This window comes from Halolactibacillus miurensis (genome assembly GCF_900116255.1).
GTDB lineage: Bacteria > Bacillota > Bacilli > Bacillales > Amphibacillaceae > Halolactibacillus > Halolactibacillus miurensis.
Map to the genome: position 1 here is coordinate 12,247 of NZ_FPAI01000009.1, position 21,045 is coordinate 33,291.

The 21,045-nt window shown below is 38.2% G+C and carries 37 protein-coding genes; all 37 read left to right on the plus strand.

What is annotated here, in order from left to right; genetic code table 11:
* Window positions 1-5 precede the first annotated feature (5 nt).
* The 37 genes from BM390_RS07215 (at window position 6) to BM390_RS07380 (ending at window position 20,971) form a co-directional block, all read left to right on the plus strand.
* Window positions 6-392 (plus strand): replication terminator protein, encoded by a 387-nt coding sequence (locus BM390_RS07215; protein WP_246806752.1) that lies wholly within the window; start codon window positions 6-8, stop codon window positions 390-392.
* A gap of 14 nt (window positions 393-406) precedes the next feature.
* Window positions 407-1,099 carry a hypothetical protein gene (locus tag BM390_RS07220; protein WP_307725276.1) on the plus strand — a complete coding sequence of 231 codons (693 nt, stop codon included), beginning with the start codon at window positions 407-409 and terminating at the stop codon, window positions 1,097-1,099.
* 300 nt (window positions 1,100-1,399) lie between these two features.
* Entirely contained in the window at window positions 1,400-3,355 is a 1,956-nt protein-coding gene (locus BM390_RS07225; RefSeq protein WP_177220664.1) for an AAA family ATPase, read from the plus strand.
* Between the two features lie 3 nt (window positions 3,356-3,358).
* Entirely contained in the window at window positions 3,359-3,736 is a 378-nt protein-coding gene (locus tag BM390_RS07230) for a hypothetical protein (protein WP_089853846.1), read from the plus strand.
* Between the two features lies 1 nt (window position 3,737).
* On the plus strand, window positions 3,738-4,475 hold the full coding sequence (gene bet, locus BM390_RS07235; RefSeq protein WP_089853850.1) for a phage recombination protein Bet: 738 nt from the start codon (window positions 3,738-3,740) through the stop codon (window positions 4,473-4,475).
* A gap of 3 nt (window positions 4,476-4,478) precedes the next feature.
* The gene (locus tag BM390_RS07240; protein WP_177220665.1) at window positions 4,479-5,177 is read left to right on the plus strand and encodes an MBL fold metallo-hydrolase; all 699 of its coding nucleotides are present in this window, start codon (window positions 4,479-4,481) and stop codon (window positions 5,175-5,177) included.
* Between the two features lie 16 nt (window positions 5,178-5,193).
* Window positions 5,194-6,027, plus strand: coding sequence for a phage replisome organizer N-terminal domain-containing protein (locus BM390_RS07245; RefSeq protein WP_089853853.1), 834 nt, complete (start codon window positions 5,194-5,196; stop codon window positions 6,025-6,027).
* Window positions 6,028-6,039: 12 nt separating this feature from the next.
* Window positions 6,040-6,849: an ATP-binding protein gene (locus BM390_RS07250; RefSeq protein WP_089853856.1), complete on the plus strand. Its 810-nt coding sequence runs from the start codon at window positions 6,040-6,042 to the stop codon at window positions 6,847-6,849.
* Between the two features lie 119 nt (window positions 6,850-6,968).
* Window positions 6,969-7,226: a hypothetical protein gene (locus tag BM390_RS07255; protein ID WP_089853859.1), complete on the plus strand. Its 258-nt coding sequence runs from the start codon at window positions 6,969-6,971 to the stop codon at window positions 7,224-7,226.
* A gap of 225 nt (window positions 7,227-7,451) precedes the next feature.
* Complete coding sequence (locus BM390_RS07260; protein WP_089853862.1) at window positions 7,452-7,904, plus strand: hypothetical protein; 453 nt, start codon at window positions 7,452-7,454, stop codon at window positions 7,902-7,904.
* Window positions 7,901-8,215, plus strand: coding sequence for a hypothetical protein (locus tag BM390_RS07265; protein ID WP_089853866.1), 315 nt, complete (start codon window positions 7,901-7,903; stop codon window positions 8,213-8,215). The genes BM390_RS07260 and BM390_RS07265 overlap by 4 nt, the downstream gene beginning before the upstream one ends.
* Window position 8,216: 1 nt before the next feature.
* Window positions 8,217-8,390 (plus strand): hypothetical protein, encoded by a 174-nt coding sequence (locus tag BM390_RS15450; RefSeq protein ID WP_177220666.1) that lies wholly within the window; start codon window positions 8,217-8,219, stop codon window positions 8,388-8,390.
* Window positions 8,391-8,405: 15 nt separating this feature from the next.
* The gene (locus BM390_RS07270; protein WP_089853869.1) at window positions 8,406-8,672 is read left to right on the plus strand and encodes a hypothetical protein; all 267 of its coding nucleotides are present in this window, start codon (window positions 8,406-8,408) and stop codon (window positions 8,670-8,672) included.
* Window positions 8,673-8,685: 13 nt separating this feature from the next.
* Window positions 8,686-8,865 carry a hypothetical protein gene (locus BM390_RS07275; RefSeq protein ID WP_089853872.1) on the plus strand — a complete coding sequence of 60 codons (180 nt, stop codon included), beginning with the start codon at window positions 8,686-8,688 and terminating at the stop codon, window positions 8,863-8,865.
* Window positions 8,862-9,155, plus strand: a complete 294-nt coding sequence (locus BM390_RS07280) for a hypothetical protein (protein WP_089853875.1) — start codon at window positions 8,862-8,864, stop codon at window positions 9,153-9,155. The genes BM390_RS07275 and BM390_RS07280 overlap by 4 nt, the downstream gene beginning before the upstream one ends.
* A 4-nt stretch (window positions 9,156-9,159) precedes the next feature.
* Window positions 9,160-9,585 (plus strand): beta-sandwich lipoprotein, encoded by a 426-nt coding sequence (locus BM390_RS07285; RefSeq protein ID WP_089853878.1) that lies wholly within the window; start codon window positions 9,160-9,162, stop codon window positions 9,583-9,585.
* Window positions 9,582-10,001, plus strand: coding sequence for a YopX family protein (locus BM390_RS07290; RefSeq protein ID WP_089853881.1), 420 nt, complete (start codon window positions 9,582-9,584; stop codon window positions 9,999-10,001). The genes BM390_RS07285 and BM390_RS07290 overlap by 4 nt, the downstream gene beginning before the upstream one ends.
* Complete coding sequence (locus BM390_RS15455) at window positions 9,998-10,153, plus strand: hypothetical protein (protein ID WP_177220667.1); 156 nt, start codon at window positions 9,998-10,000, stop codon at window positions 10,151-10,153. The genes BM390_RS07290 and BM390_RS15455 overlap by 4 nt, the downstream gene beginning before the upstream one ends.
* A gap of 2 nt (window positions 10,154-10,155) precedes the next feature.
* Window positions 10,156-10,701, plus strand: a complete 546-nt coding sequence (locus BM390_RS07295) for a dUTP diphosphatase (protein WP_089853884.1) — start codon at window positions 10,156-10,158, stop codon at window positions 10,699-10,701.
* Window positions 10,691-11,044: a RusA family crossover junction endodeoxyribonuclease gene (locus BM390_RS07300; RefSeq protein WP_089853887.1), complete on the plus strand. Its 354-nt coding sequence runs from the start codon at window positions 10,691-10,693 to the stop codon at window positions 11,042-11,044. Before BM390_RS07295 ends, BM390_RS07300 begins: the two co-directional genes overlap by 11 nt.
* 4 nt (window positions 11,045-11,048) lie before the next feature.
* On the plus strand, window positions 11,049-11,366 hold the full coding sequence (locus BM390_RS07305) for a hypothetical protein (protein WP_089853890.1): 318 nt from the start codon (window positions 11,049-11,051) through the stop codon (window positions 11,364-11,366).
* 2 nt (window positions 11,367-11,368) lie between these two features.
* Window positions 11,369-11,572 carry a hypothetical protein gene (locus BM390_RS15460; protein WP_089853893.1) on the plus strand — a complete coding sequence of 68 codons (204 nt, stop codon included), beginning with the start codon at window positions 11,369-11,371 and terminating at the stop codon, window positions 11,570-11,572.
* Entirely contained in the window at window positions 11,569-11,715 is a 147-nt protein-coding gene (locus BM390_RS15465) for a hypothetical protein (protein ID WP_177220668.1), read from the plus strand. Before BM390_RS15460 ends, BM390_RS15465 begins: the two co-directional genes overlap by 4 nt.
* Window positions 11,712-12,161, plus strand: a complete 450-nt coding sequence (locus BM390_RS07315) for a hypothetical protein (RefSeq protein WP_089853896.1) — start codon at window positions 11,712-11,714, stop codon at window positions 12,159-12,161. Before BM390_RS15465 ends, BM390_RS07315 begins: the two co-directional genes overlap by 4 nt.
* A 151-nt stretch (window positions 12,162-12,312) precedes the next feature.
* A complete protein-coding gene (locus BM390_RS07320) occupies window positions 12,313-12,612 on the plus strand; it encodes an HNH endonuclease (protein ID WP_089853898.1) in 300 nt (99 codons plus the stop codon).
* 436 nt (window positions 12,613-13,048) lie between these two features.
* A complete protein-coding gene (locus tag BM390_RS07325) occupies window positions 13,049-13,435 on the plus strand; it encodes a hypothetical protein (protein WP_089853902.1) in 387 nt (128 codons plus the stop codon).
* Window positions 13,432-15,099 (plus strand): terminase large subunit, encoded by a 1,668-nt coding sequence (locus BM390_RS07330; protein WP_089853906.1) that lies wholly within the window; start codon window positions 13,432-13,434, stop codon window positions 15,097-15,099. Before BM390_RS07325 ends, BM390_RS07330 begins: the two co-directional genes overlap by 4 nt.
* 70 nt (window positions 15,100-15,169) lie before the next feature.
* Window positions 15,170-16,285, plus strand: coding sequence for a phage portal protein (locus BM390_RS07335; protein ID WP_089854054.1), 1,116 nt, complete (start codon window positions 15,170-15,172; stop codon window positions 16,283-16,285).
* On the plus strand, window positions 16,286-16,990 hold the full coding sequence (locus BM390_RS07340) for a head maturation protease, ClpP-related (protein ID WP_089853909.1): 705 nt from the start codon (window positions 16,286-16,288) through the stop codon (window positions 16,988-16,990).
* The gene (locus tag BM390_RS07345; RefSeq protein WP_089853913.1) at window positions 16,987-18,222 is read left to right on the plus strand and encodes a phage major capsid protein; all 1,236 of its coding nucleotides are present in this window, start codon (window positions 16,987-16,989) and stop codon (window positions 18,220-18,222) included. The genes BM390_RS07340 and BM390_RS07345 overlap by 4 nt, the downstream gene beginning before the upstream one ends.
* A 16-nt stretch (window positions 18,223-18,238) precedes the next feature.
* Entirely contained in the window at window positions 18,239-18,505 is a 267-nt protein-coding gene (locus BM390_RS07350; protein ID WP_089853915.1) for a hypothetical protein, read from the plus strand.
* Window position 18,506: 1 nt separating this feature from the next.
* The gene (locus tag BM390_RS07355) at window positions 18,507-18,809 is read left to right on the plus strand and encodes a phage head-tail connector protein (protein WP_089853919.1); all 303 of its coding nucleotides are present in this window, start codon (window positions 18,507-18,509) and stop codon (window positions 18,807-18,809) included.
* Window positions 18,799-19,095 carry a phage head closure protein gene (locus BM390_RS07360; protein ID WP_089853921.1) on the plus strand — a complete coding sequence of 99 codons (297 nt, stop codon included), beginning with the start codon at window positions 18,799-18,801 and terminating at the stop codon, window positions 19,093-19,095. Before BM390_RS07355 ends, BM390_RS07360 begins: the two co-directional genes overlap by 11 nt.
* Window positions 19,092-19,457, plus strand: coding sequence for an HK97 gp10 family phage protein (locus BM390_RS07365; RefSeq protein WP_089853924.1), 366 nt, complete (start codon window positions 19,092-19,094; stop codon window positions 19,455-19,457). The genes BM390_RS07360 and BM390_RS07365 overlap by 4 nt, the downstream gene beginning before the upstream one ends.
* On the plus strand, window positions 19,454-19,771 hold the full coding sequence (locus BM390_RS07370; protein WP_089853927.1) for a hypothetical protein: 318 nt from the start codon (window positions 19,454-19,456) through the stop codon (window positions 19,769-19,771). Before BM390_RS07365 ends, BM390_RS07370 begins: the two co-directional genes overlap by 4 nt.
* Before the next feature lie 21 nt (window positions 19,772-19,792).
* On the plus strand, window positions 19,793-20,614 hold the full coding sequence (locus BM390_RS07375) for a major tail protein (protein WP_089853932.1): 822 nt from the start codon (window positions 19,793-19,795) through the stop codon (window positions 20,612-20,614).
* Between the two features lie 12 nt (window positions 20,615-20,626).
* The gene (locus BM390_RS07380) at window positions 20,627-20,971 is read left to right on the plus strand and encodes a hypothetical protein (protein WP_089853934.1); all 345 of its coding nucleotides are present in this window, start codon (window positions 20,627-20,629) and stop codon (window positions 20,969-20,971) included.
* Window positions 20,972-21,045 lie beyond the last annotated feature (74 nt).

Consider the following 21,045-nt stretch of genomic DNA (forward strand, 5'->3'; position numbering starts at 1 on the left):
ATGCAATGAATGAAATGATTGTTGATTTAAATGACTTTGCGGATGGTGCTTTAGCTGAACGAGTGAATTATGAATTGAAGAACCTTCTCCAAAACATAGCTGACCCGAACACGGACCCGAAGAAAAAACGAAAGTTGCAAATTAATTTGATTTTTACAACGAATGAGAAGCGGGAGATTGCGGATGTGGAAATCGATGTTAAAACAACACCGGCACCAAGATTGTCATTAGGTTCTACTTTAGTCATGGATAGAGATGATCTAGGTCATGCAACGGCGGCTGAATTAAAAAGTGGGATTAAAGATCAAACGTATTTTGATGCGGAAGATGGCCATATCAAAGACGATCGTGGTGGCGTTATTGATTTTAAAAAACAAGGAGGAACTAAATAATGTTAAAAGAAGCAATGCAATACTTGTCGGAGCTAAGCAATAAGAAAGTGATTGAGATTAACGGCCGGAGTTTTGCGACAGGTGATCTAACAAGTATCAATGAACCGGTCGTGAATTCGGTAGTTGTTCAAAGTTTGTCCGGGCTAGTTGATTACTTAAAATCTAATTTTGATGCTCACGGACAAACGTTAATTCATGTAGTTGACCCACAGACAGTGCGCGTACTATCTAAAACAAATAGCGATATGAACAGACAAAAATGGATTGAAGCTAAAGCATTTGTTCCATCGTTTAACTTTAATAATTTTTATGATTCAGAAGCATTTAATATCAAGCTGCAGTCAACATTCGTTAAGAACGAAGATAGAGATATCGTTTTAAAAGTTGTGGGAAATCTACGCGAAGAAAATGTAAAAACAATTGGAGATGACGGCATTAGTCAGTCTGTATCCGCGAAAGTCGGAATTGCAACAGTTGCTGACGTGAGAGTTCCTAATCCAGTATTGTTAGCGCCTTATCGTACCTTCACTGAAGTTGAACAACCTGAGTCTAATTTTGTGTTACGCATGCGTGACGGTGGACAATGTGCATTGTTTGAAGCGGATGGCGGCGCTTGGCAGTTAGAAGCGATGAGTAATGTTGCTAATTTCTTGCAGGCAGAACTACAAGATTTAATTGACAACGATGAGATTTATATTATTTCTTAAACACAAGTTTCATAGATAGCCTAGTGCTATCTAGCGGAGCATAAGACTAAAAATAAAATCTTAATGTGCAGGTTTTATGTTTCGCTAGATGTCACTAGACATCAACCAGTTGGCGCTGGTGTTGGAGCAAGAACATGCAAGTATTCATTACTCACAATATTGATACTTGTCAATCGCGACGAGGGAGTGGAATCCCAAAGAAAAAGCCACCTTTGCAGAGGTGGCAGGTATTGCGCTTATAAACTTAAAAGACACTTTGATTATAAGCGCTTACCACAAAATTATCAAGGAGGTAAGACGATGAAAGAAATCAAGTTAATCAATTTGAAGTTGACAAACTTCAAGGGTGTTCGATCGTTTGAATTAAATGCAGACGGTCAAGACATCGAAGTATTTGGCGAAAACGGAACGGGTAAGACAACACTGTTTGATGCGTTCGTCTGGTTGCTATTCGACAAAGACAGCCAGAATCAAAAGGACTTTGGCATCAAAACGCTTGTAGATGGCGAAACGCAGCACAATTTAAATCATGAAGTTGAAGCAACACTTTCGATTGATGGTGTTGATCTAACACTTAAAAAAGTCTATGCAGAGAAATGGACGAGAAAGCGCGGGTCAGCAACGGCTGAACACACAGGACACACGACAGACCATTTTGTTAACGGTGTGCCTTGCAACAAAACAGAATTTACGAAAAAGATTGCCGAAATCGTTAGCGAGGACGTGTTCAAATTACTCACATCTCCTAGCTATTTCAATGAGCAACTTCACTGGACAAAGCGCCGCGATCTATTGCTAGAAATCGCAGGAGATATCTCAAATGAGGACGTCATTGCCGAAAGTGACAATCTTGTCAGTCTGACAGCGTTACTAGAGAATTACAGCATTGACGACTTAAAAAAGATGATTGCAAGCAAGCGTAAAGAGATTAACAAGCAATTAGATGATATTCCGATTCGAATTGACGAAATTCATCGAAATAAAGCCGATGTAGGCTCTTTACCTAAAGATGAAGTAAATGCACGCATACTCGAATTAGACGGCTTAATCGAAACAAAAACCGACAATCTGAACGATTTAAAGAACGGCAGTGAAGTGAACAACATCAAAAAAGAGTTAAGTGATATCGAATTGAAGTTATCTCAAGTCGAAAATCAGCACGAACAAGATAATCTAGCAGACGTTTACAAACTTAAATCACGATCACAAGAAGAACAGTCAAATTTATCAATCTTGAAATCGAAAGCAACGAACGAGATGCAACGTGCGACCGACACAGAATATAACATCAACGTCATTAAGGACGATATGGCGAAGTTACGCGCTGAGTGGTCAGATATTAACGCTAAAGAGTTGCAACATGAAGATAAGTGCGAGTGTCCGACGTGCAAGCAACCTTTACCACAAGATCAAGTAGAGGAAGCGAGAGAAAAAGCGGAGTCAGACTTCAATACGTGGAAATCAACGGAGTTGGAATCCATCCAAAAACAAGGTGTTAGCAACAAAGAACGCGTTGCAACACTTGAAAAAGAACTTGAATCAATCAATAAGAACGTAGATAAGATTAAGTCGCAGATTGAGGACAAAGAGAAAGTCGTGGCCAAGCTAGAAAAAGAACTAGCGGACAAGCAAGAAAAGGCGACACCAATCGAAGAAAATGAAGAATATCAGAAACTCATTGCAACTAAATCAGAGTTAAACGACAAGATTAGTCGTATTAATGAATCAGTAGACAAAGAAGTAGCTAAAGCAAAAGAAGAAATCGAAGCGTTTAGAAAAGAGCGTAACTCATATCAAGCTGAAATATTGAAGTTTGAACAACGAGAACGCGACATCAAGCGTATTGCTGAACTTGAAGCAGAACAAAAAGAACTAGCTAAAGCGTTTGAAGAACAAGAAGCGTTACTATTCGCGACAGAAGAATTTATTCGTACAAAAGTCGAACTTTTAGAAGACAAGATCAACAGCAAATTTAAACATGCGCGCTTTAAACTGTTTGACGAACAAATCAACGGTGGACTACAAGAAACGTGCGTGACGTTATTTGATGGGGTGCCATACGATAAAGGACTTAACAACGCGGCGAAGATAAATGTTGGTTTAGATGTAATCGATACATTATCTGAACATTACGGAGTGCGGGCAGTTATTTTCGTGGATAACGCCGAAGCTGTTACAAAGCTATTAGACATCGATTCGCAGATTATTAGTTTAGTTGTATCAGATCGAGATAAAACTTTGAGAATTGAGGGATAAACGATGAAATACGAATTAGGCGATTACGTAAAGATTAACAAGCGATGGAAAAACGTTGATGACGATTTGATTCCTAGCTTTGATACTACAGACCAGTATTTTGATTACATTGAAGCGAAAGGGATTGACGGCATTGATTGCGTGAAGTTACGAAAGATTACATGCGACGAAAAAGGTTATATTTGCGGATTTAGAAAAGGAGTAAAACAATCGCACGTCTTGGATGTTGAAACTCATGACGAATTTAGCATTGAATCGGAATACTTTTATTTAAGGGATCAAGAATACGTTGATGTTTACTTAGTAGCAACGAGAATGAATTGCATTTATAAAGTCAGCAAAGAAGATATCACACTACTTAAAGATAACGGAGGAATGTAACATGTCAAACAATGAATTACTAGCAAAACCAGTTGAATTTGAAGTGAACGGAGAAGCGGTCAAACTTACGGGAAAGACAGTTAAAAACTTTTTAGTTAGTGGGAATGGAGAAGTATCAGATCAAGAAGTTGTGATGTTTATTAATCTTTGTAAATATCAGAAACTCAATCCGTTTTTAAACGAAGCTTACTTAGTAAAGTTTAAAAGTAAAAGCGGACCAGATAAACCCGCGCAAGTAATCGTATCAAAAGAAGCGTTTATGAAACGGGCGGAAAAGCACCCGAATTACGAGGGTTTTGAAGCAGGAATCATTGTTGAACGTGATGGTCAACTCGTTGATATTGAAGGCGCAATTAAATTAACTAACGACAAACTTGTCGGTGGTTGGGCTAGAGTTTATCGTAGTGACCGACAAAAGCCAATCACAACGCGTATCAGCTTATCAGAGTTTAGCAAAGGTCAATCAACATGGAACTCAATGCCGTTAACAATGATTCGTAAGTCAGCAATCGTCAACGCTCAACGTGAGGCTTTTCCAGAGACGTTAGGCGCTTTGTACACAGAAGATGATGCAAAGTTAGATACAACGTCAAGCCACGACCAAGAACAAGTTATTGAGCAAGAGATTAAAACTAAAGCAAATCAAGAAGTGATCGATGTTGAATACACAGAAGAATCAGAACAGAAATCGCCGCAACAAGAACAAACTGAAACAACGCAAGCCGGACCTGGATTTTAAAAGATGATTGAATTCAAGTCGTTTGCTAGCGGTAGCGCAGGCAATATGTACACCGTTTCAGACGGAACAACAAAAATAATGATTGAAGCAGGTATAACGATTAAGAGAATTAAACAAGCGCTTGATTTTAAAGCGTCGGATGTATCAGCGGTGCTGTTGAGTCATAGTCATGGCGATCATTCTAAATCTATTAAAGATATGGTCAAGCTAGGGGTAGATTGCTATATGCCCCTAGCAACTGCCGAGGAACTTAATATCGATAGTCATAGGATAAAGCCGATTGAAGCAGGAAAAACGTTCAGTATTGGCTCATTAAAAGTATATCCGTTCAAAGCTCAGCATGACGTTGAATGTTATGGATATTTGATACTAAACGAAAACGAAGAACGTTTGTTATTTCTAACAGATTCGTATTATTGCAAGTACACATTCAAAGGATTGACTCATATAGCTGTTGAAGCAAATTACAGCAAGTCAATACTCGACAAAAATATTGACGAAGGTATTACACCAAGAATCATGCGTAAACGCTTAATCAAGTCGCATTTCAGCTTAGAAAATGTTCTGGAGTTTTTAAAAGCGAATGATCTAAGTAAAGTGCAGGAAATTCACTTGCTCCACTTATCGGACAGCAACAGCGATGAAGCGTTATTTAAAAGTGAAGTGCAGAAATTGACTGGTAAGCCAGTTTATATTGCGTAGGAAAGGAGACTAACCATTGAGCGACATAAAGTGGATAAAGCTAAGTACACAAATGTTCGACGATGAAAAAATACGTCTGATTGAGAAAATGCCAGATGCCGACACAATTTTAGTCGTGTGGATCAAGCTATTATCTCAAGCGGGCAAAGTGAATGCTAGTGGCTATATTTATCTTAGCGAAAATATACCTTACTCAGACGAAATGCTAGCAACTATTTTCGATAGACCGATTAGCACGGTCAGAATGGCGCTACAAACATTTGTTCAATTCGGCATGATTTCAATAGATGAAGACAACTTCATTAGAGTTGACAATTGGGATAAGCATCAAAATATCGAAGGTATGGAAAGGGTTAAAAAACTTAATGCAGAGCGGAATAAACGTTATAGAGAGCGTAAAAAAGAACAACTTGAACCACCTAAAGAAGAGCGTGACGTTAGCGTGACGTCACGTGACGGTACAGATATAGATAAAGAATTAGATATAGATATAGATAAAGATATAAATAAAGAAAAAGATATTGTCCGTGATCTGTTCGATCACTATCTCTCCCAGGACATTATTCAACATAAAAAATTAACTAATTCAATGCGAAGTGCAGTGAAAGCAAGATTAAAAGATTACACCTTTGACGAATTGAAGCAAGCTATCACTAATTACGCAACAGTACTTAACAGTGATAACTATTGGTTTACTCACAAATACACATTTGCAGATTTAATGCGAGACAAAGACATACGTAAATTTGTTGATGAAGCTGATCCGATTAATAACTTTGCTAAAGATAGCTACAAACAAAAAACACAAAGGCCTACGTTTGACTACAATCCAGACGTAGATGCGTTTTAAGGAGGTTAAGACATGCGGCGATTTGATGAAATGCTAAAAGAAAAGTTCGGCATTGAAGAAGTAGGAACGAAAACATGCGAAAAATGCGGAGAAACCTATACTTTGTATCACACACCGAAAGGAGTCGTAGGTGCATGTAAACCATGCTATGACAAAGAATTTATACAGAGTTTAGACTTACCGACGAGAGATGAATACCGGCAATCTAAAGAAACAGGCATTATCAGTGAGTTAGAGCGTGTCACAAGTGATTTAAAAAACGCAACAGTAAATAACTATCAACCAAAGCACGAAACACAAGTCAAAGCAAAAGAGATCGCGAAGAACTACATCTTGAACTTTGATAAAGAACACTCGCTTGTTTTGAGTGGCAATCCTGGACTTGGCAAAACGCACTTAGCTTATGCGATAGCGAAAGGTGTGCGTAAAATGCGCGACGCGGATGGTAATCACTATAAGACGATGTTTATTAAGAGTACAGACCTGCTACAAAAGATTAAATCAACATATCACAGTGAGTCAACGCTGACGGAAGAACGGATTTTAAAGTTAATAGATAAAGTTGATTTGTTGGTGCTTGATGACGTCGGTTCTGAGTACATCAAGAAAAATGATGATGGATCAGAGACGTGGGCGACAGATATTTTATATAAAGTCGCTGATATGCGTTTAGGTAAAGCGTTAGTCGTCACAACAAACTATAACGAGTCTAGTCTTGTCGATAAGTTTGGAAATAACGGTCCCCGCGTTGTTGATAGATTACTAGATAACGCAGAACGACATCGACTTGAGGGCGATAGCTTTAGAAAAAATAGATTCTAGGGGGTTAATCATGAACGGAGTCATACACTTCAAACCAAGCGAAACAACCGACAAACGGCACATATTCGAGAAATACCCGCATTTATGCGCCGCAGTCGGACTGACAGGAGTTGAATTATGTGAAGACGCGAGGGGATTGGCGAACACCATTGCTCAAACCGGGTCAAAAAATTGAATTTGTACTTGAAGATTTAGAGTTAGCTTTTTATAAAGAGCAGCTAGATCGTATCACTAAGCGATGGAATAACGGTGAATCACTCGACAAGATATCACGTACAGAGCAACGAGAAACGGACGAGGTGTTTCTTGCGTTGTTCCATCAAGCGCGAAAAGGTAAAATCACACGTCCGTTTGCAATGAGATTAGAAAAAGAATGAAACGTGTCGTATTTGATTAAAATTCAATCGCTGAACGACTTTAAAACTTAACGAGAGTGTTTATAAGTGAAAGTGTTAAAACATCTTAGAAACGATTTAAACGATTAATAGAAAGGGGTTATGAAATGGTGGAATCTTTATACTTAGTTTTTCATGTCTGGATGGTGATTAGTTTTGTAAGCGCGGTGCTAGTCTTTTACACAGCTAAAGAGATTGGTGATCAACATGAATGAGCGAACAAGACTACAACTTCAATTTGACGAACTAATAGCAAGCAACGCACCAACTGAAGAAATACAAGCTGTTTATAACAAAATTCACGGTACAAATATCAAGACAGAAAAGCACGACGATATACTACCACATGAATACGATGACGACATCATTAAGTGGCGGTATATCGACAAGATAAAAGTTAAAGAAATTGCACAAACACTCGGTTATAAAGAAACGCAAGTATCGTCTCGCATCAGTCTCTTAGTCCAGAACAGAGAAGATGTAAGAATCTATCATGAAGCAGAGCAAGAAATGAAAAGACGAGAGAAACAAGAACGAGATGAGAAGATCATCGAACGATTAAAGGCAGGTAAAAGCGTAACAGCTATTGTTAAAGAGTTAAAAGTCGCTAGAAATACTGTGACGAACATTAAGTGGCGCGAAGGAATGTATGAGTCATGACAAACGAACAGATTATCGAAGAAATTAAACGACTCAGAAAAGAAATGAAACGTTTATACGCAGAAGATAAATTAAACGAACGCAATAAGTTAGTTGAGCGATATAGAGCATTACGCGTGAAAGCTGATTATGGTTATCGTGTTGGTGATGTTGTATTAAAAAGGCACGGAAATGGCAGAAAAGAAGACAGAATCATCGCTATATCTGACAATTGGCAGATTAGTTTTAAAAACGAAGAAATGCCAGTTGAAAGTATTAGACCAATAAAAGAAACTCAAGATCAAATGGACATTTTTGAGATGGGGTGCTGAATTGGATTTGACAGTACAGAACGGCATGAAACGCGCGAATGTGATTAGGCAGCTTAAAGAACGTTTTGATTATCATGATGTGGATGATAAGAGTTATATCCAGTTAGTCAGAAAGTTAGCGGATTTTAAGGAGATGGGTGTTGATCATGAGCATCCGTCAGATAAATGGTTCTGAAAAGGAGATGAATAGATGAATACCATTATTGAAGCTATACAAAAAGAAGTAGATGAGATAAGCAAAGAAAACGTGAACTATGTCGACAAAGATGGAGTGTCAATTTTTAAAGTATCTCTTATGTATGAAGAGCCAGAAAGTAAAAGATACCAACAGAAAATAATTTTAACCATCGACAACGGAATGAGTGTTTCTTACAAATTGTTTCCCTATGAAACTGAAAAACATTACCTGTCCTCGTTATCCGAAAGAATGGAATCTTTATTCAACCGAACAATGTGAAGGAGATGAATAAATGTTTATAAAACTAACGCTAAGAAGCGGTAAAAGTATGTGGTTTAACGTATTTTTAATGGAATCAATTACAGACGAAGATTTATACTCTAACGTTTTATTTAGAGGCAATGAATATCCTATCGGAGTTAAAGAAACACCGAAAGAAATAGTAAAGGTGATTGGAGAGATGAAGAAATGAACGAACAATTAGAACATCTAAAACAAAAGAGGTTAGAAGTTTTAGAAGCTATCAAACCAATATGTGAAGCTTACGGTATAGACGATTATGACTATGAAATTAATCCGCAAGGACAAAGAGAAATTTTAAGGATTGGCAATACACGTATAGGTTGTTCTTACAATTCTATTTTCGCTGTTAAACAAGAATTAACAGGATACATTTTCATATCGATGTGGAAAGGTAGAAGTTTAGGCGCTTTTAGTCCGCAAACAAAAAAGTCATTAAAAGTTATTGGATTGAGGAGATGAAGAAATGAAACAACGAAAATGGATTTTACTAACTATGGTGTTATTAACAATGTTATTGAGCGCTTGTTCTTCGGCCGCGGACACGGTGTCACACAATATCAGCAAGGATTCAGACGAGTTTAGAGTGATCAGACGTGTAGTGTTTTATAACTCACTTACTGACACTTATATCATGGAGATGGTTGGAAACATCAGTGTAGACCTCGACCGAGACAACGTCATCGAAGTCATCGCAAAAGTTGGTCCTGATAAATACCAAAAGCATTATCTAGGACTGAGCGACAATGTGACGTACACAGTCGAGCAATTAAGAACGTCAGACGTGTCTGAGTATGATTATAAGATGATTTTTAAACCAGAGAAGATCATACCGATTGACTTTGAATATAAGAAAGGCGAGGAACCAATGACGGGAGTTGTGACGGAATGAGAGAAGTTAAGTTTAGAGGTAAGTCAACGTTGACAATAGATGAGTTAAATGATATCGGAATTAATCATAATGATGGTTGGGTAATTGGTAATTTAATCGGCAAAGACCTAATTGTTGGTGGAATTATTGACCATACAGACGAATATATATTGCATGAATGGTTTTGTCCGGTTGACAGCGAAACGGTCGGTCAATTTACAGGACTTAAAGACAAAAACGGTGTCGAGAACTATGAGGGGGATATAATTAAATATCCTTTCTTGCAATCGTTTAAAAATAATTTCGAGGTCACTTTCCATGAAGGTGCCTTTATGGCAAAACAGGATGTTATAAGAATTTGCATCCGCGAATTAGCTTTTAAAGATGAAATCGAAGTCATCGGCAACATTTACGAAAATCCGGAGTTAATCAAATGAAACAATCTCAAAAGTTGGCAGGCTTACTCTTGCACGATGCGGTAAGCCTGCTAAAACGAGCGGATAAACGAATAGCTGAGTTAGAAAAAGAAAACGAACAATTAAAGAAAGACAACGCGATACTTTATAAACAACAATCGAGAGGAATGTGAATATGGACTTTAAACAATTATTTGATACGCAGTGGAAATTAGACGAACGCATAGTCGAAGAAAAAAGTTTGCAAGGTAAAGATCTACTTGAAGAAAAGTATTTAGCTTTGAGAGTGGAATTGGGTGAGCTAGCTAATGAGTGGCGAGGATTTAAGTTTTGGAGTAAGAATCAGGAACCTAACACAAAAGAAACGATTAAAACCTATTATGCATTGCGAGAAGGGAGAACAAAAAACCCACTACTAGAAGAATACGTGGATTGCCTGCATTTCTTACTGTCAATTGGAAATGAATATGTTTTTTCTGTTTACACGGCACTTAAGACGTCAAGGGTGGATCATACGGTCCTGCACGAATTTAACCAAGTTTTTGATGATATAGAATCGGTGAAAAATTGCATGGGTATTCATGTGATAGGCTCGTACGAAATGTTGTTTAATGACTTCTTAAATTTAGGTAGATTGCTAGGATTCACCGAGACTGACATAGAACAAGCTTATTACGACAAAAACAAAACAAATCACGAGAGACAAACTAATGGGTATTAAGTTAACAATCCCAGGACGATGCGTTCCCGCTGTAAGAATGACGCAACGAAGCAAGTACACAAAGCAGGCGAAACGATATCTTTCTTATAAGCAATCGGTTGCTATTATTGCACGACATAAATACAAAGGCGAGCCTATCGATGATAAATTATCCGTAAATCTCAAAGTCTATCTATCTGGCGGAAATCAAGGTGATATTGACAACTATTTTAAGTCAGTCACTGACGCTTGCAACAAGATTATATACAAAGATGATAGACAGATCGTCAAGGCTGAGATGCAGAAAATCGAGTGTGGCAAGAAAGACGAGCGAGTTGAAGTTAATTTTATGAGATTGGAATGATGATATGCAGACGGATATATTTGATTTTTTAGATACGGACGTCAAAAAGAGCAAAGTCGAAGCAGTGGCAAAAGTCATTTTAACCTCTGACTCTATCAGAGGTAAACTATCAAAAGCTATTGAAAACAAAGACAGAAAAGGACTGATTAATTTGTTTAAAGAATCGATGCGTACATTTGGATTTGCTGGTCATAGCTTGAATGGATACGGTTCTTGGTCTTGGAATGGAACAGAATTAAAGAACAGTCGAGACGGTGAAACTTACGTTATTACAGCGAAAGAACTCGCTGACGTTGCTATCAATTTTATAAAGGGTGATTAATCGTGAAAATTAAAAAGCGCATATCAGCAGATACAAGGCGGCAATTATCACACGAATTAATGACAGCGAGTAAAGATGGTTATGTTCCAGTTGGTGAAGTTAAGATATATGAGCACGTTCGCGGTTACTGGGATAAATGGGGTAACAATCACGATCAATCGAGTTGGTACTTTTACATCTATTGCGAAAAGGATGCGGAACTATGATTAGACACTACACAGTACACACAAGGCGCAAAGATAATAAAACACTGCAAGTCGTTACAATCTATGAATCTAACATGACGAAAAAGCAAATAGAAAAAGAGAATCGATACACAAAGAAAATTAATAAGGTGGTCGTTGAATGAATAAGAATCAATTACAAAAGCTTATCTATGATTACAACTGGCAATCAAAAGAATACTTACGCATCGAGAGACTACTCAATAAGATTGATGGGCCGACTGGCGTTAAAACAACACAATACGGCATTGAAGCAACGCTACCTAAATGCAACACGTCAGTTAAAAGCAAGGTCGAGATAGATAACATGGGCAAGCGTGAAAAACGTCAGTATGAGCGTTATTTGAAGTTTAAGTATAACGTTGAATTTGTCGAAAGTCTTGCAGATTATGTTGATGACGAAAGACAACTGACAGTGCTTGACTGCATGATGGACGGCATGTCGTTTAGAAGTATTGCATCTCATTTGAAAGTGAGTCGTAACAAATTAAGTGAGATTAAAGATGATTTACTAAATCATTTAAGCCAAAAGTGCCAAAAAGACCAATTGAGCCAAAAAAGCCAATTATGACACTTTTGACTAAGTAAAAAACAAAACTGTATAATGCGGGTAGGACGGCCAGGCAGGTAGCAACGGCCGAGATACTTAATATTAATTTGATTAAAAGACACTCTAATTACAGGGTGTCTTTTTTACATATGCAGAAAAGAGGTGAACGATTATCGCTAAAGAATACGCGCGATCATTTTACAATTCTAAAGCGTGGAAGCAATGTCGTAATGCTTATTTCAAATCAAAGCATGGTTTATGTGAGATATGCTATAAGCCCGGCAAGATCGTTCACCATATTAAATATATAACACCGGATAATATAAACAATCCGAACGTCACATTGAATCATGATAACTTACAGTTGTTGTGTCAGGACTGTCATAACGAGGAACACCATGGCAAATACAAGCCAACACGCAAAGGTTATAGCTTTGATGACGATGGCAATCTAGTAAAGGTGGGTGAGTGATGTGTGGTTAAAGATAAGACATGCAATAGCTAAACAACTAAGAAATTGCTCCGCTCAAACATGCATAGATAAAGGGTGCGATGAATTTCATGGTAGCAGTCCTTCTCAATATATGATTTTTCTTGATAAAACCTCAAAAGAAAATAGGTGATAGATATGGTTGATAAAAATAGTTTTACAATCATTTGTGATAACTGCGGTAGAAAGATAACGGCGGTAACAGTAGATGGCATACCCGAAACGAGTGAAGAGATTGAAATATGGTGCAATAGTGGGCCTTTTCCGACAATAACGTGCAAAAACGAAGATTGTAAAAATGAAATTAGCTTTTATTGATTAAACAGTGCCCCCTCATTAATAAAAATTAGACGGCCGGTAGGATACCGAAGGAAGGACAACAAAAATCACGCGTGACGCTTTGCGTAAGGGGTGTAGTATGAAAGGTGGTGATTTTACATTGATTTATGAAGAAGAAGAGAAAGTTAAACTAGTTAAACGAGAGTTAAACAAAATTAGGCGGACATTTAAAGATATGCCAGATGATATAAAGAAGTTGAATCAAAAGTTAATGTATAACGCCGCTTGGCTTGCTGTATCACTTGACGAGCTCACTCAAACGATGGATAAAAATGGTGTTGTCATTGAATATCAGAATGGTGCGAATCAATGGGGGACTAAAAAGAGTCCAGAGTCGGAGTTATATACAAGTTGGTCTAAACAGTATTCAACAACAATGAAACAGCTTAGTGATCTACTTCCTAAAGAATCATCTGTCAATAAAAGCGATGAGCTTCTTGAATTCTTGGCAGGTGGTAAGAAGTGATTGAGTTTGAAGAATATTTTGGCGGTATATTAGATAACAAAATTGTCGCTTGCGATAAAATGAAACGTGTATCAGATATGCTGATGGAAAAGTATCTGAATCCCAATGAATTTCATTACGATCATGCGATTGCAAGTAAGCATATTGATTTTATCGAGAAGTTCATCAAATTACCATCCGGTAAGTTGGGCACATCGCTAGAATTAGAGTTATTTCAGAAGGCTAGATTTCAAGCGACATTCGGTTTTGTTGATGATGATGATATTAGACAGTACAACGAAGTTTTAATTATCGAAGGTCGTAAGAACGGCAAGACAACCGAGTTGGGTGCTGTGGAAATTGATTTATTGATTAATGACGGTGAGGGATCACCTCAAATATACAATGTCGCAACGATGTTAGAACAATCCAAGCTAGGATTTAACGCAGCGCACAAGATGATACAACAATCACCGTTATTGTCTAAGCACATAAGAAAGAGAGCAAACGACTTATATTGTCAAATTAATTTCGGCTTTATTAAAGCGTTAGCAAGTAACGCAAACTCATTAGATGGTCTTGATGTTCACGGTGCTGTTATTGATGAGTTGGCCGCGATTAAAAACAGAGATATATATGACTTAGTTAAACAAGCGATGGGAGCCAGACGGCAACCGTTGCTTTTTTCGATTACAACGAATGGTTTTGTTCGTGACGGTATCTTTGATTCGCAGTATGACTTTGCTAAGAAGTTGTTATACAAAGAATTGAGAGAAGAAAACAAACGCTTCTTACCTTTCATTTATGAACTTGATGATCGTGACGAATGGGATAACGAAGATATGTGGATAAAAGCTAATCCTGGCATTGATACGATTAAAAGTCGCGACTACTTACGTCAAATGGTCGATAAAGCGAAAGACGACCCGAGTTTCAAACCAACGGTCATGGTTAAAGACTTCAACATGAAAGAAAACAGTGCGAGCGCATGGCTTAACTGGAATGAAATCGAGAACAAAGAAACATTTGAATTTAAGAAGATGGGATTCCGTTATGGCATTGGCGGATTTGATGCGGCCGATTCAGTCGATTTAAACAGCGCTAAAGCGTTATGTATGCGACCTAACGACGACAAGATTTACATTAAGTCAATGTATTGGATGCCGGAAGATGTTTTAAATCAAATGACGCAAGACGGTAATCGTCGTGAGCGTGATAATGTTCCTTATTTACTTTGGGAGCGTAAAGGCTTGCTAAGAACACATCCAGGTAACAAAGTTGATAAGCGCGTCATTTTAGACTGGTTTAAAGAGTTAAGAGATGAAGATGATCTATATGTTCTCTATATCGGTTATGACCCGTGGCATATTGATGATACGTTACTACGTGAGTTTAAAGCGGAGTTTGGTCCGGATAGTATGATTCCAGTCAGACAAGGACCTGCAACAATGAGCCAACCATTGAAAGATTTACGTGCTGATTTAGGCGCGAAGAAAATCGTCCACAACATGAACCCAATTGACATGTGGTGTTTAAGCAATTCGGAAGTTAAAACAGATATAAACGCGAACATTCAACTTGTCAAAGGTAATGACAACCGTAAACGTATTGACGGTACGGTCTCTTTGGCATGTGGTTATATCGTACTGAAAGACAAGTTAGACGAATACATGAATCTTATTTAAGGGGGTGATAAACATTAAATTACTCGACAGGTTTAAACCGCAAAATAAAGTGACCACGACAGAATTTAAGATGATCACTGATAAAGGATATGGTTTTTATTCTTGGAACGGAAAACTTTATCAATCCGATATTGTCCGTTCGGCTATTAGACCAAAAGCAAGAGCAATTGGTAAGTCTGTTGCTAAACATGTCAGAAAAAGTGCAGAAGGAACGAAAGTAAATCCGGACGTTTACATGCGATTCTTGTTAGAAGAACCAAACATTTATATGAGCGGGCAACAGTTGCAAGAGAAACTAGCCACACAGTTAGAGTTAAACAACAATGCTTTCGCTTATATCAATCGTGATGAGAACGGTGTGCCTAATGCTATCTATCCAATTTCATCTAGAGGCGTACAAGCAGTTATGGATAGTAACAATCGTCTTTATTTACGTTTCTCTTTAAGTAATGGATCCGTCGTGACGTTTAAATACTCAGACATTATTCACTTGCGAAAAGATTTCAACGAAGATGATTTATTTGGTACATCACCTGGTGAAGCGTTAGCGAATTTGATGGAAGTCGTGAATACAACTGACCAGGGGATTGTTAAAGCGATTAAAAATAGCGGCGTCGTTCGATGGTTGCTTAAATTCACGCAAACGTTAAGACCAGAAGACCAGAAAAAAGCCGTTAAACGCTTTATGGAAGATTATTTGAGTACAGAGAGCGATACGTTAGGTGTTGCTGCAACAGATGCTAAAGCTGATGCGATTCAAGTCGAACCAAAAGATTATGTTCCTAACGAGAAACAAATGGACAAGTCAGTGCAACGTATTTATTCGTTCTTCAACACAAACGAGAATATTATCCAATCGAAGTACAGTGAAGATGATTGGGTGAGTTACTACGAGGGTTCAATCGAGCCGGATATCGTCCAACTAAGTAATGAATTTACGAGAAAATTGTTTAATCGCCGAGAACGAGGGTTTGGAAACAAGATTGTTTTTGAATCATTTAACTTATCGTTCGCATCGCTTAAAACGCGCATGGAATTTGCTAATCAAGGTATGGATCGTGGCTATGTAAGTGAGAACGAAGCGAGAACAATATTCGGCATGGCTCCAAAAGAAAATGGTGATGTCTACGTTAGACGTTTAGACATGGCTCCTACCGACCAAGAAAAACAGGAAGGGGGTGAGTAGATGAAAAAAATCAACATTAAAGGCGTTATCGTGTCGAATGATGATGCGTGGATTTACGATTTATTCGACGTTGAACACACAAGCCCTAACGACATTATAGAAGCGCTTGATAACGCTGAAAATGATGAATTAGAAGTCGTTATAAATTCTCCCGGCGGTAACGTGTTTGCCGGTTCAGAAATTTATACCGCATTAAAAGACTATGCAGGCAAAGTAACAACGAAAATTGTTGGAATCGCCGCTAGCATGGGTTCGGTCATTGCGATGGCAGGTGATACTGTCAAAGTAAGTCCAACAGCACAAATTATGATTCACAATGTGTCTAACATTACGCAAGGCGATTACAGAGACATGGAACACAGCTCAGACGTGTTAAAAAACATGAACAAGTCAATCGCATCAGCCTATCGAAATAAAAGCGGGCTAGAAGAAAACGAACTGTTAGCGATGATGGACAATGAAACATGGCTAAACGCTGAACAAGCGAAAGAAAAAGGCTTTGCTGATGAAGTTATGTTTGAAAGTAATCAGTTAGTTGCGAGTGCGAGTGAATCACCTATGATTCCACAGCAAGTTATTAACAAAATTAGAAATATGCAAGACAAATTTAAACGTCCGGTTGAATCACCAAAAGGTGAAGATCAATCGGATATTTTAATGGCTAAATTTAATCTATTAAAACTAAAAGGAGATGTTAACGAATGAATTTAGAACAATACAAAGCACAACGAAAAGAAATGATGGACGCTATTCAAGGGTTAATCGACGAAGGAAAAGTTGAAGATGCTAACGCAAAAATGAAAGAAGTTGAAGCGTTAGATAACCAATGGGAAGAAGCTAAAAAAGCGAGTGCGAATTTAAACGCATTGAAAGATAAAGATTCAGCAGAATCATTTGAAAATCAATCAGTCAATGTTGAGGGGGAAAAAGAATTGAACTTTACTATGAACTCTAAAGTAGAAAAAGAACAAAAGTATGAAAATGTTTGGGCTAAGAAAATGATGAACAAACAACTGGAAAAGGACGAACAAGAGTTATTTAACTCATTCAATCCTGACTATCAAAATGCTTACACACACGATACTACTAACACGGAGATTCTGATTCCGGAAACAGTTGCTGCAGGAATTTGGAAGCGAGCAGAAGAAAACTATCCATTATTCGCTGATGCGCGTAAGTACAATGTTCGCGGTAAATTCACGATTAAGAAACACGCATCTATTGATGCAGGAGATGCTGCTTGGTACACAGAGGGCACCGATACGGCTGACGAACAGAATACTTTCGCAGAGCTTACGCTTGACGGTCACGAATTAGCTAAGTCAGTCACTGTAACGTGGAAGTTACAAGCGATGGCTGTTGAAGAATTCATTCCGTTCATTATCGAAGAACTTGGTGACCGTATGGGTGTTGCGTTAGGTACTGCAGCATCACAAGGTACAGGAACAAATGAACCGCGCGGAGTTGAAACAGCTTTACTTGCTGAAGCAGGCACGCCACAAGTCGTTACGTATGATCCAGAAGCTGTTGAGCCAGAACCATTAACTTACGAACACCTAACACAAGCTATGAGCTTAATTCACTCATCTTATCTAAATGGTGCGTCTATCTACGCAAACAACGCGACAATTTGGAATCAGTTAGCTAACTTGAAAGATGATAACGGTCGTCCACTATTTATTCCGGATGTAACAGGTGGCGGTGTTGGTCGTATGTTCGGCCTAACAGTTAAACCAGATGCTGGTATTTCTGATGGTTCTATCGTTATTGGTAACGCCAATCGCGGTCTTGTCTTTAACACAAATGAACCGGTTAGCGTATTGTCTGAAAAAGAAGTTAAGAAACGTACAACAGTTTACGCTGCATACGCTGTTGTTGATGGCGATGTACTTGATGAAAAAGCATTTGCGCTTATCCAAAATGCACCTAACGTATAAGAAAGGGTGATTAATAGTGCAAGCGAAAGTCATTAAAGATTTTCATGACAAAGAAACTAATAATCTATATAAAAAAGGTCAATTCTACTCTCATTCCGATGAGGGTAGGGTTGATTCTCTTATTATCAAAGGTTTTTTAGGCGAAAAGAGCAAGCAACCACCTAAAGAAGATGAATATCCAAAACATTTAGGCGGTCCTTATTACGAGCTTTCTAACGGCGAAAAAGTAAAAGGTAAACAAGAAGCTATTGAAGCTCAAAAAGCTCAAAAAGCGGTGAAGTGATATGACATTACTAGACGAAGTTAAAGTATCTTTACGTCTTACAACCGACGATGTGGGTATCACGTCAGAAGTTGAAGAACTGATTGCATCTGCAAAGATGGATTTAATTCAAGCGGGTGTAAATGAAATGCTTGTCAATGTGGATGATCCCGACGCAATTATCAAACGCGCAATTAAAACATATGCAAAAGCTAACTTTGGTTATGACAATCAAGAAGCTGACAGATTTAACGATGCTTACGTCATGTTAAAACAACACTTGTCTCTCTATGGCGATTACAGGAGTGTAGACGATGCGACATAACGATGTGATTTATCTTATCAGCGCAACGATTGTTTATGACGACATCGGAAACTCGATTGAAACGAACGTCGAACGTAAAGTGTATGCGAATAAAATGCGCGTGACGACAAGCGAAAGATATGCGGCCGCTAATCACAACTTAAAGCCAAGCAAGCGATTTGAGATTTATTCGTTTGAATACAATGACGAAGAAAAAATCAAGTATCAAGATGAGATTTACTACATCACTGATGTTGACGAACGTGGCGATAAGTTAAATCTGACGTGTGAGCGTGATATCGGATGAGTGTAAAAACAGGAGTGGCTAGTTTATCAGATGAAATAACAAAAGCACTACAAGAATACTCGTCAGAAGTAGAAGAAGGGCTTGAGTTAGCTAAAGAAGAGATTGCAAAAGAAACAGTCAAGGACTTGAAAAAGAGAAGTCCGAAAGAAACAGGTAGTTATAGAAAAGGCTGGTCACAAAAAAAGGTTGGCAATGCACGTGTTGTCCACAATCGAACAGATTACCAGTTAACGCATTTGCTTGAAAATGGTCATGTTAAGCGTGGTGGCGGTCGTGTGCAGGGTATTCCACATATCAGACCGGCAGAAGAACAAGCGATTAACGCATTCACCGATCGCGTAGAAAGGGTGATTAGAGGATGACACTAATAGAGCTAGTAACTATATTAAAATCCGCTGGTTATCCAGTTGCGTACAGTCATTTTGATTCACCGCCTGCATTGCCGTATATCGCTTATATAGACGATGAATCAACGAACTTTAACGCTGATAACATCGTCTATTATTCTGTTAAAAATCCGACAATCGAACTTTACACGAACAAAAAGGATTTAAACGCAGAAAGCGCACTAGAAACAGCTTTAAACGACAGTGAACTACCGTTTGAGTTAATAAGTGAGGTTTATATCGAATCAGAAAGAATGTTTCAACGATCATATTCAATATCAGTTATATAAAAAAATAGGAGTGATTAAATTATGGCAGAAAACAAAGTAACATTCGGATTGAAGAATTGTTATTACGCACCATACAGTTTCGATGAACTAGGAAACATCGTATATGAAACACCTAAACATATTCCAGGAGCCGTTGAACTATCGAACGAACCTCGTGGAGATTTAATTGAGTTTTACGCTGACAACCAAGTCTATTATTCAGCGCCAAATAATCAAGGTTATGAATCTACGTTAACGATTGCTAAAATTCCGGACCATTTCATGATTAATGTTTTAGGTGAAGAAAAAGACGAATCGGACGGAACGATTACAGAAGTGGCCAATGCTAAAACGAAGCCATTCGCATTAATGTTTGAATTCGATGGCGATATCAGAGCGACACGTCACGTTATGTTTAACTGTACCGCTAATCGTCCGAATGTATCATCTAGCACTAAAACGGATTCAGTCGAACCAAATACAAATGAATTAAGTTTAGTTGCTAGTCCAATCGAAATGAACGATAAGTTAGTCGTTAAGACTAAGACAACTGAAACAACACCGCAAAGTGTCTATAACATGTGGTTTGATAGCGTTTATAACACAACGCCAGTCGCTGTTACAGGGGTAACATTAGAGCCTGCTAGCATTAGTTTAGCGGTCGGTGAGTATCAACAAATGGCAGTGACATTAGAGCCGATTAACGCATCAAATAAAGACGTCACATACACAACAAGTGATGATACAGTCGCAACTGTTACAAGCGGTGGTTTAGTTGAAGCTATTGCAGTCGGAACAGCGACAATCACAGTAACAACGGCTGATGGCGGATTTACTGACACAGCTACTGTTACGGTAGCGTAGGAGGCTTAACACGTGGAAAAAACAATTAATATTGATGGTCGTAAAGTAACGTTTCAATCAACAGGCGCAACACCTTTGCGTTATAAAAAACAGTTTGGTCAAGATTTTTTTACTGACTTAATGAAAATGCAAGGTCTGTCAAAGATTAAATCTAAAAATCCAACGTACGAACAGATCAAGCAATTAGACATGGAAGTGTTTTATAACGTAGCTTGGGTTCTTGCTAAAACAGCGGATTCCTCAATTCCGGAGCCGATGGACTGGCTAGATACGTTTGAAGTATTTCCACTGATGGAAATTATGCCGGAATTACAAGATTTAATGCTGTCATCAATGCAAACGTCAAAAAAAAAGTAAATAACGATAAGGGGTCGGATGGTGAAACACTCACTACCGACCTTTTTTTATATTATTGTCGCACTGTCGGTTTA

Excerpts from the sequence above, each read along its gene's own strand:
- bet (WP_089853850.1), top strand. The coding sequence starts at position 3,738 with ATGTCAAACAATGAATTACTAGCAAAACCAGTTGAATTTGAAGTGAAC.
- BM390_RS07305 (WP_089853890.1), top strand. The coding sequence starts at position 11,049 with ATGCAGACGGATATATTTGATTTTTTAGATACGGACGTCAAAAAGAGC.
- BM390_RS07300 (WP_089853887.1), top strand. The coding sequence starts at position 10,691 with ATGGGTATTAAGTTAACAATCCCAGGACGATGCGTTCCCGCTGTAAGA.
- BM390_RS07365 (WP_089853924.1), top strand. The coding sequence starts at position 19,092 with ATGAGTGTAAAAACAGGAGTGGCTAGTTTATCAGATGAAATAACAAAA.
- BM390_RS07315 (WP_089853896.1), top strand. The coding sequence starts at position 11,712 with ATGAATAAGAATCAATTACAAAAGCTTATCTATGATTACAACTGGCAA.
- BM390_RS07265 (WP_089853866.1), top strand. The coding sequence starts at position 7,901 with ATGACAAACGAACAGATTATCGAAGAAATTAAACGACTCAGAAAAGAA.
- BM390_RS07290 (WP_089853881.1), top strand. The coding sequence starts at position 9,582 with ATGAGAGAAGTTAAGTTTAGAGGTAAGTCAACGTTGACAATAGATGAG.
- BM390_RS07225 (WP_177220664.1), top strand. The coding sequence starts at position 1,400 with ATGAAAGAAATCAAGTTAATCAATTTGAAGTTGACAAACTTCAAGGGT.
- BM390_RS15465 (WP_177220668.1), top strand. The coding sequence starts at position 11,569 with ATGATTAGACACTACACAGTACACACAAGGCGCAAAGATAATAAAACA.
- BM390_RS07275 (WP_089853872.1), top strand. The coding sequence starts at position 8,686 with ATGTTTATAAAACTAACGCTAAGAAGCGGTAAAAGTATGTGGTTTAAC.
- BM390_RS07280 (WP_089853875.1), top strand. The coding sequence starts at position 8,862 with ATGAACGAACAATTAGAACATCTAAAACAAAAGAGGTTAGAAGTTTTA.
- BM390_RS07325 (WP_089853902.1), top strand. The coding sequence starts at position 13,049 with ATGAAAGGTGGTGATTTTACATTGATTTATGAAGAAGAAGAGAAAGTT.
- BM390_RS07285 (WP_089853878.1), top strand. The coding sequence starts at position 9,160 with ATGAAACAACGAAAATGGATTTTACTAACTATGGTGTTATTAACAATG.
- BM390_RS07215 (WP_246806752.1), top strand. The coding sequence starts at position 6 with ATGAATGAAATGATTGTTGATTTAAATGACTTTGCGGATGGTGCTTTA.
- BM390_RS15455 (WP_177220667.1), top strand. The coding sequence starts at position 9,998 with ATGAAACAATCTCAAAAGTTGGCAGGCTTACTCTTGCACGATGCGGTA.
- BM390_RS07375 (WP_089853932.1), top strand. The coding sequence starts at position 19,793 with ATGGCAGAAAACAAAGTAACATTCGGATTGAAGAATTGTTATTACGCA.
- BM390_RS07370 (WP_089853927.1), top strand. The coding sequence starts at position 19,454 with ATGACACTAATAGAGCTAGTAACTATATTAAAATCCGCTGGTTATCCA.
- BM390_RS07250 (WP_089853856.1), top strand. The coding sequence starts at position 6,040 with ATGCGGCGATTTGATGAAATGCTAAAAGAAAAGTTCGGCATTGAAGAA.
- BM390_RS07345 (WP_089853913.1), top strand. The coding sequence starts at position 16,987 with ATGAATTTAGAACAATACAAAGCACAACGAAAAGAAATGATGGACGCT.
- BM390_RS07260 (WP_089853862.1), top strand. The coding sequence starts at position 7,452 with ATGAATGAGCGAACAAGACTACAACTTCAATTTGACGAACTAATAGCA.
- BM390_RS07295 (WP_089853884.1), top strand. The coding sequence starts at position 10,156 with ATGGACTTTAAACAATTATTTGATACGCAGTGGAAATTAGACGAACGC.
- BM390_RS07335 (WP_089854054.1), top strand. The coding sequence starts at position 15,170 with ATGATCACTGATAAAGGATATGGTTTTTATTCTTGGAACGGAAAACTT.
- BM390_RS07230 (WP_089853846.1), top strand. The coding sequence starts at position 3,359 with ATGAAATACGAATTAGGCGATTACGTAAAGATTAACAAGCGATGGAAA.
- BM390_RS07220 (WP_307725276.1), top strand. The coding sequence starts at position 407 with ATGCAATACTTGTCGGAGCTAAGCAATAAGAAAGTGATTGAGATTAAC.
- BM390_RS07355 (WP_089853919.1), top strand. The coding sequence starts at position 18,507 with ATGACATTACTAGACGAAGTTAAAGTATCTTTACGTCTTACAACCGAC.
- BM390_RS07240 (WP_177220665.1), top strand. The coding sequence starts at position 4,479 with ATGATTGAATTCAAGTCGTTTGCTAGCGGTAGCGCAGGCAATATGTAC.
- BM390_RS07340 (WP_089853909.1), top strand. The coding sequence starts at position 16,286 with ATGAAAAAAATCAACATTAAAGGCGTTATCGTGTCGAATGATGATGCG.
- BM390_RS07270 (WP_089853869.1), top strand. The coding sequence starts at position 8,406 with ATGAATACCATTATTGAAGCTATACAAAAAGAAGTAGATGAGATAAGC.
- BM390_RS07360 (WP_089853921.1), top strand. The coding sequence starts at position 18,799 with ATGCGACATAACGATGTGATTTATCTTATCAGCGCAACGATTGTTTAT.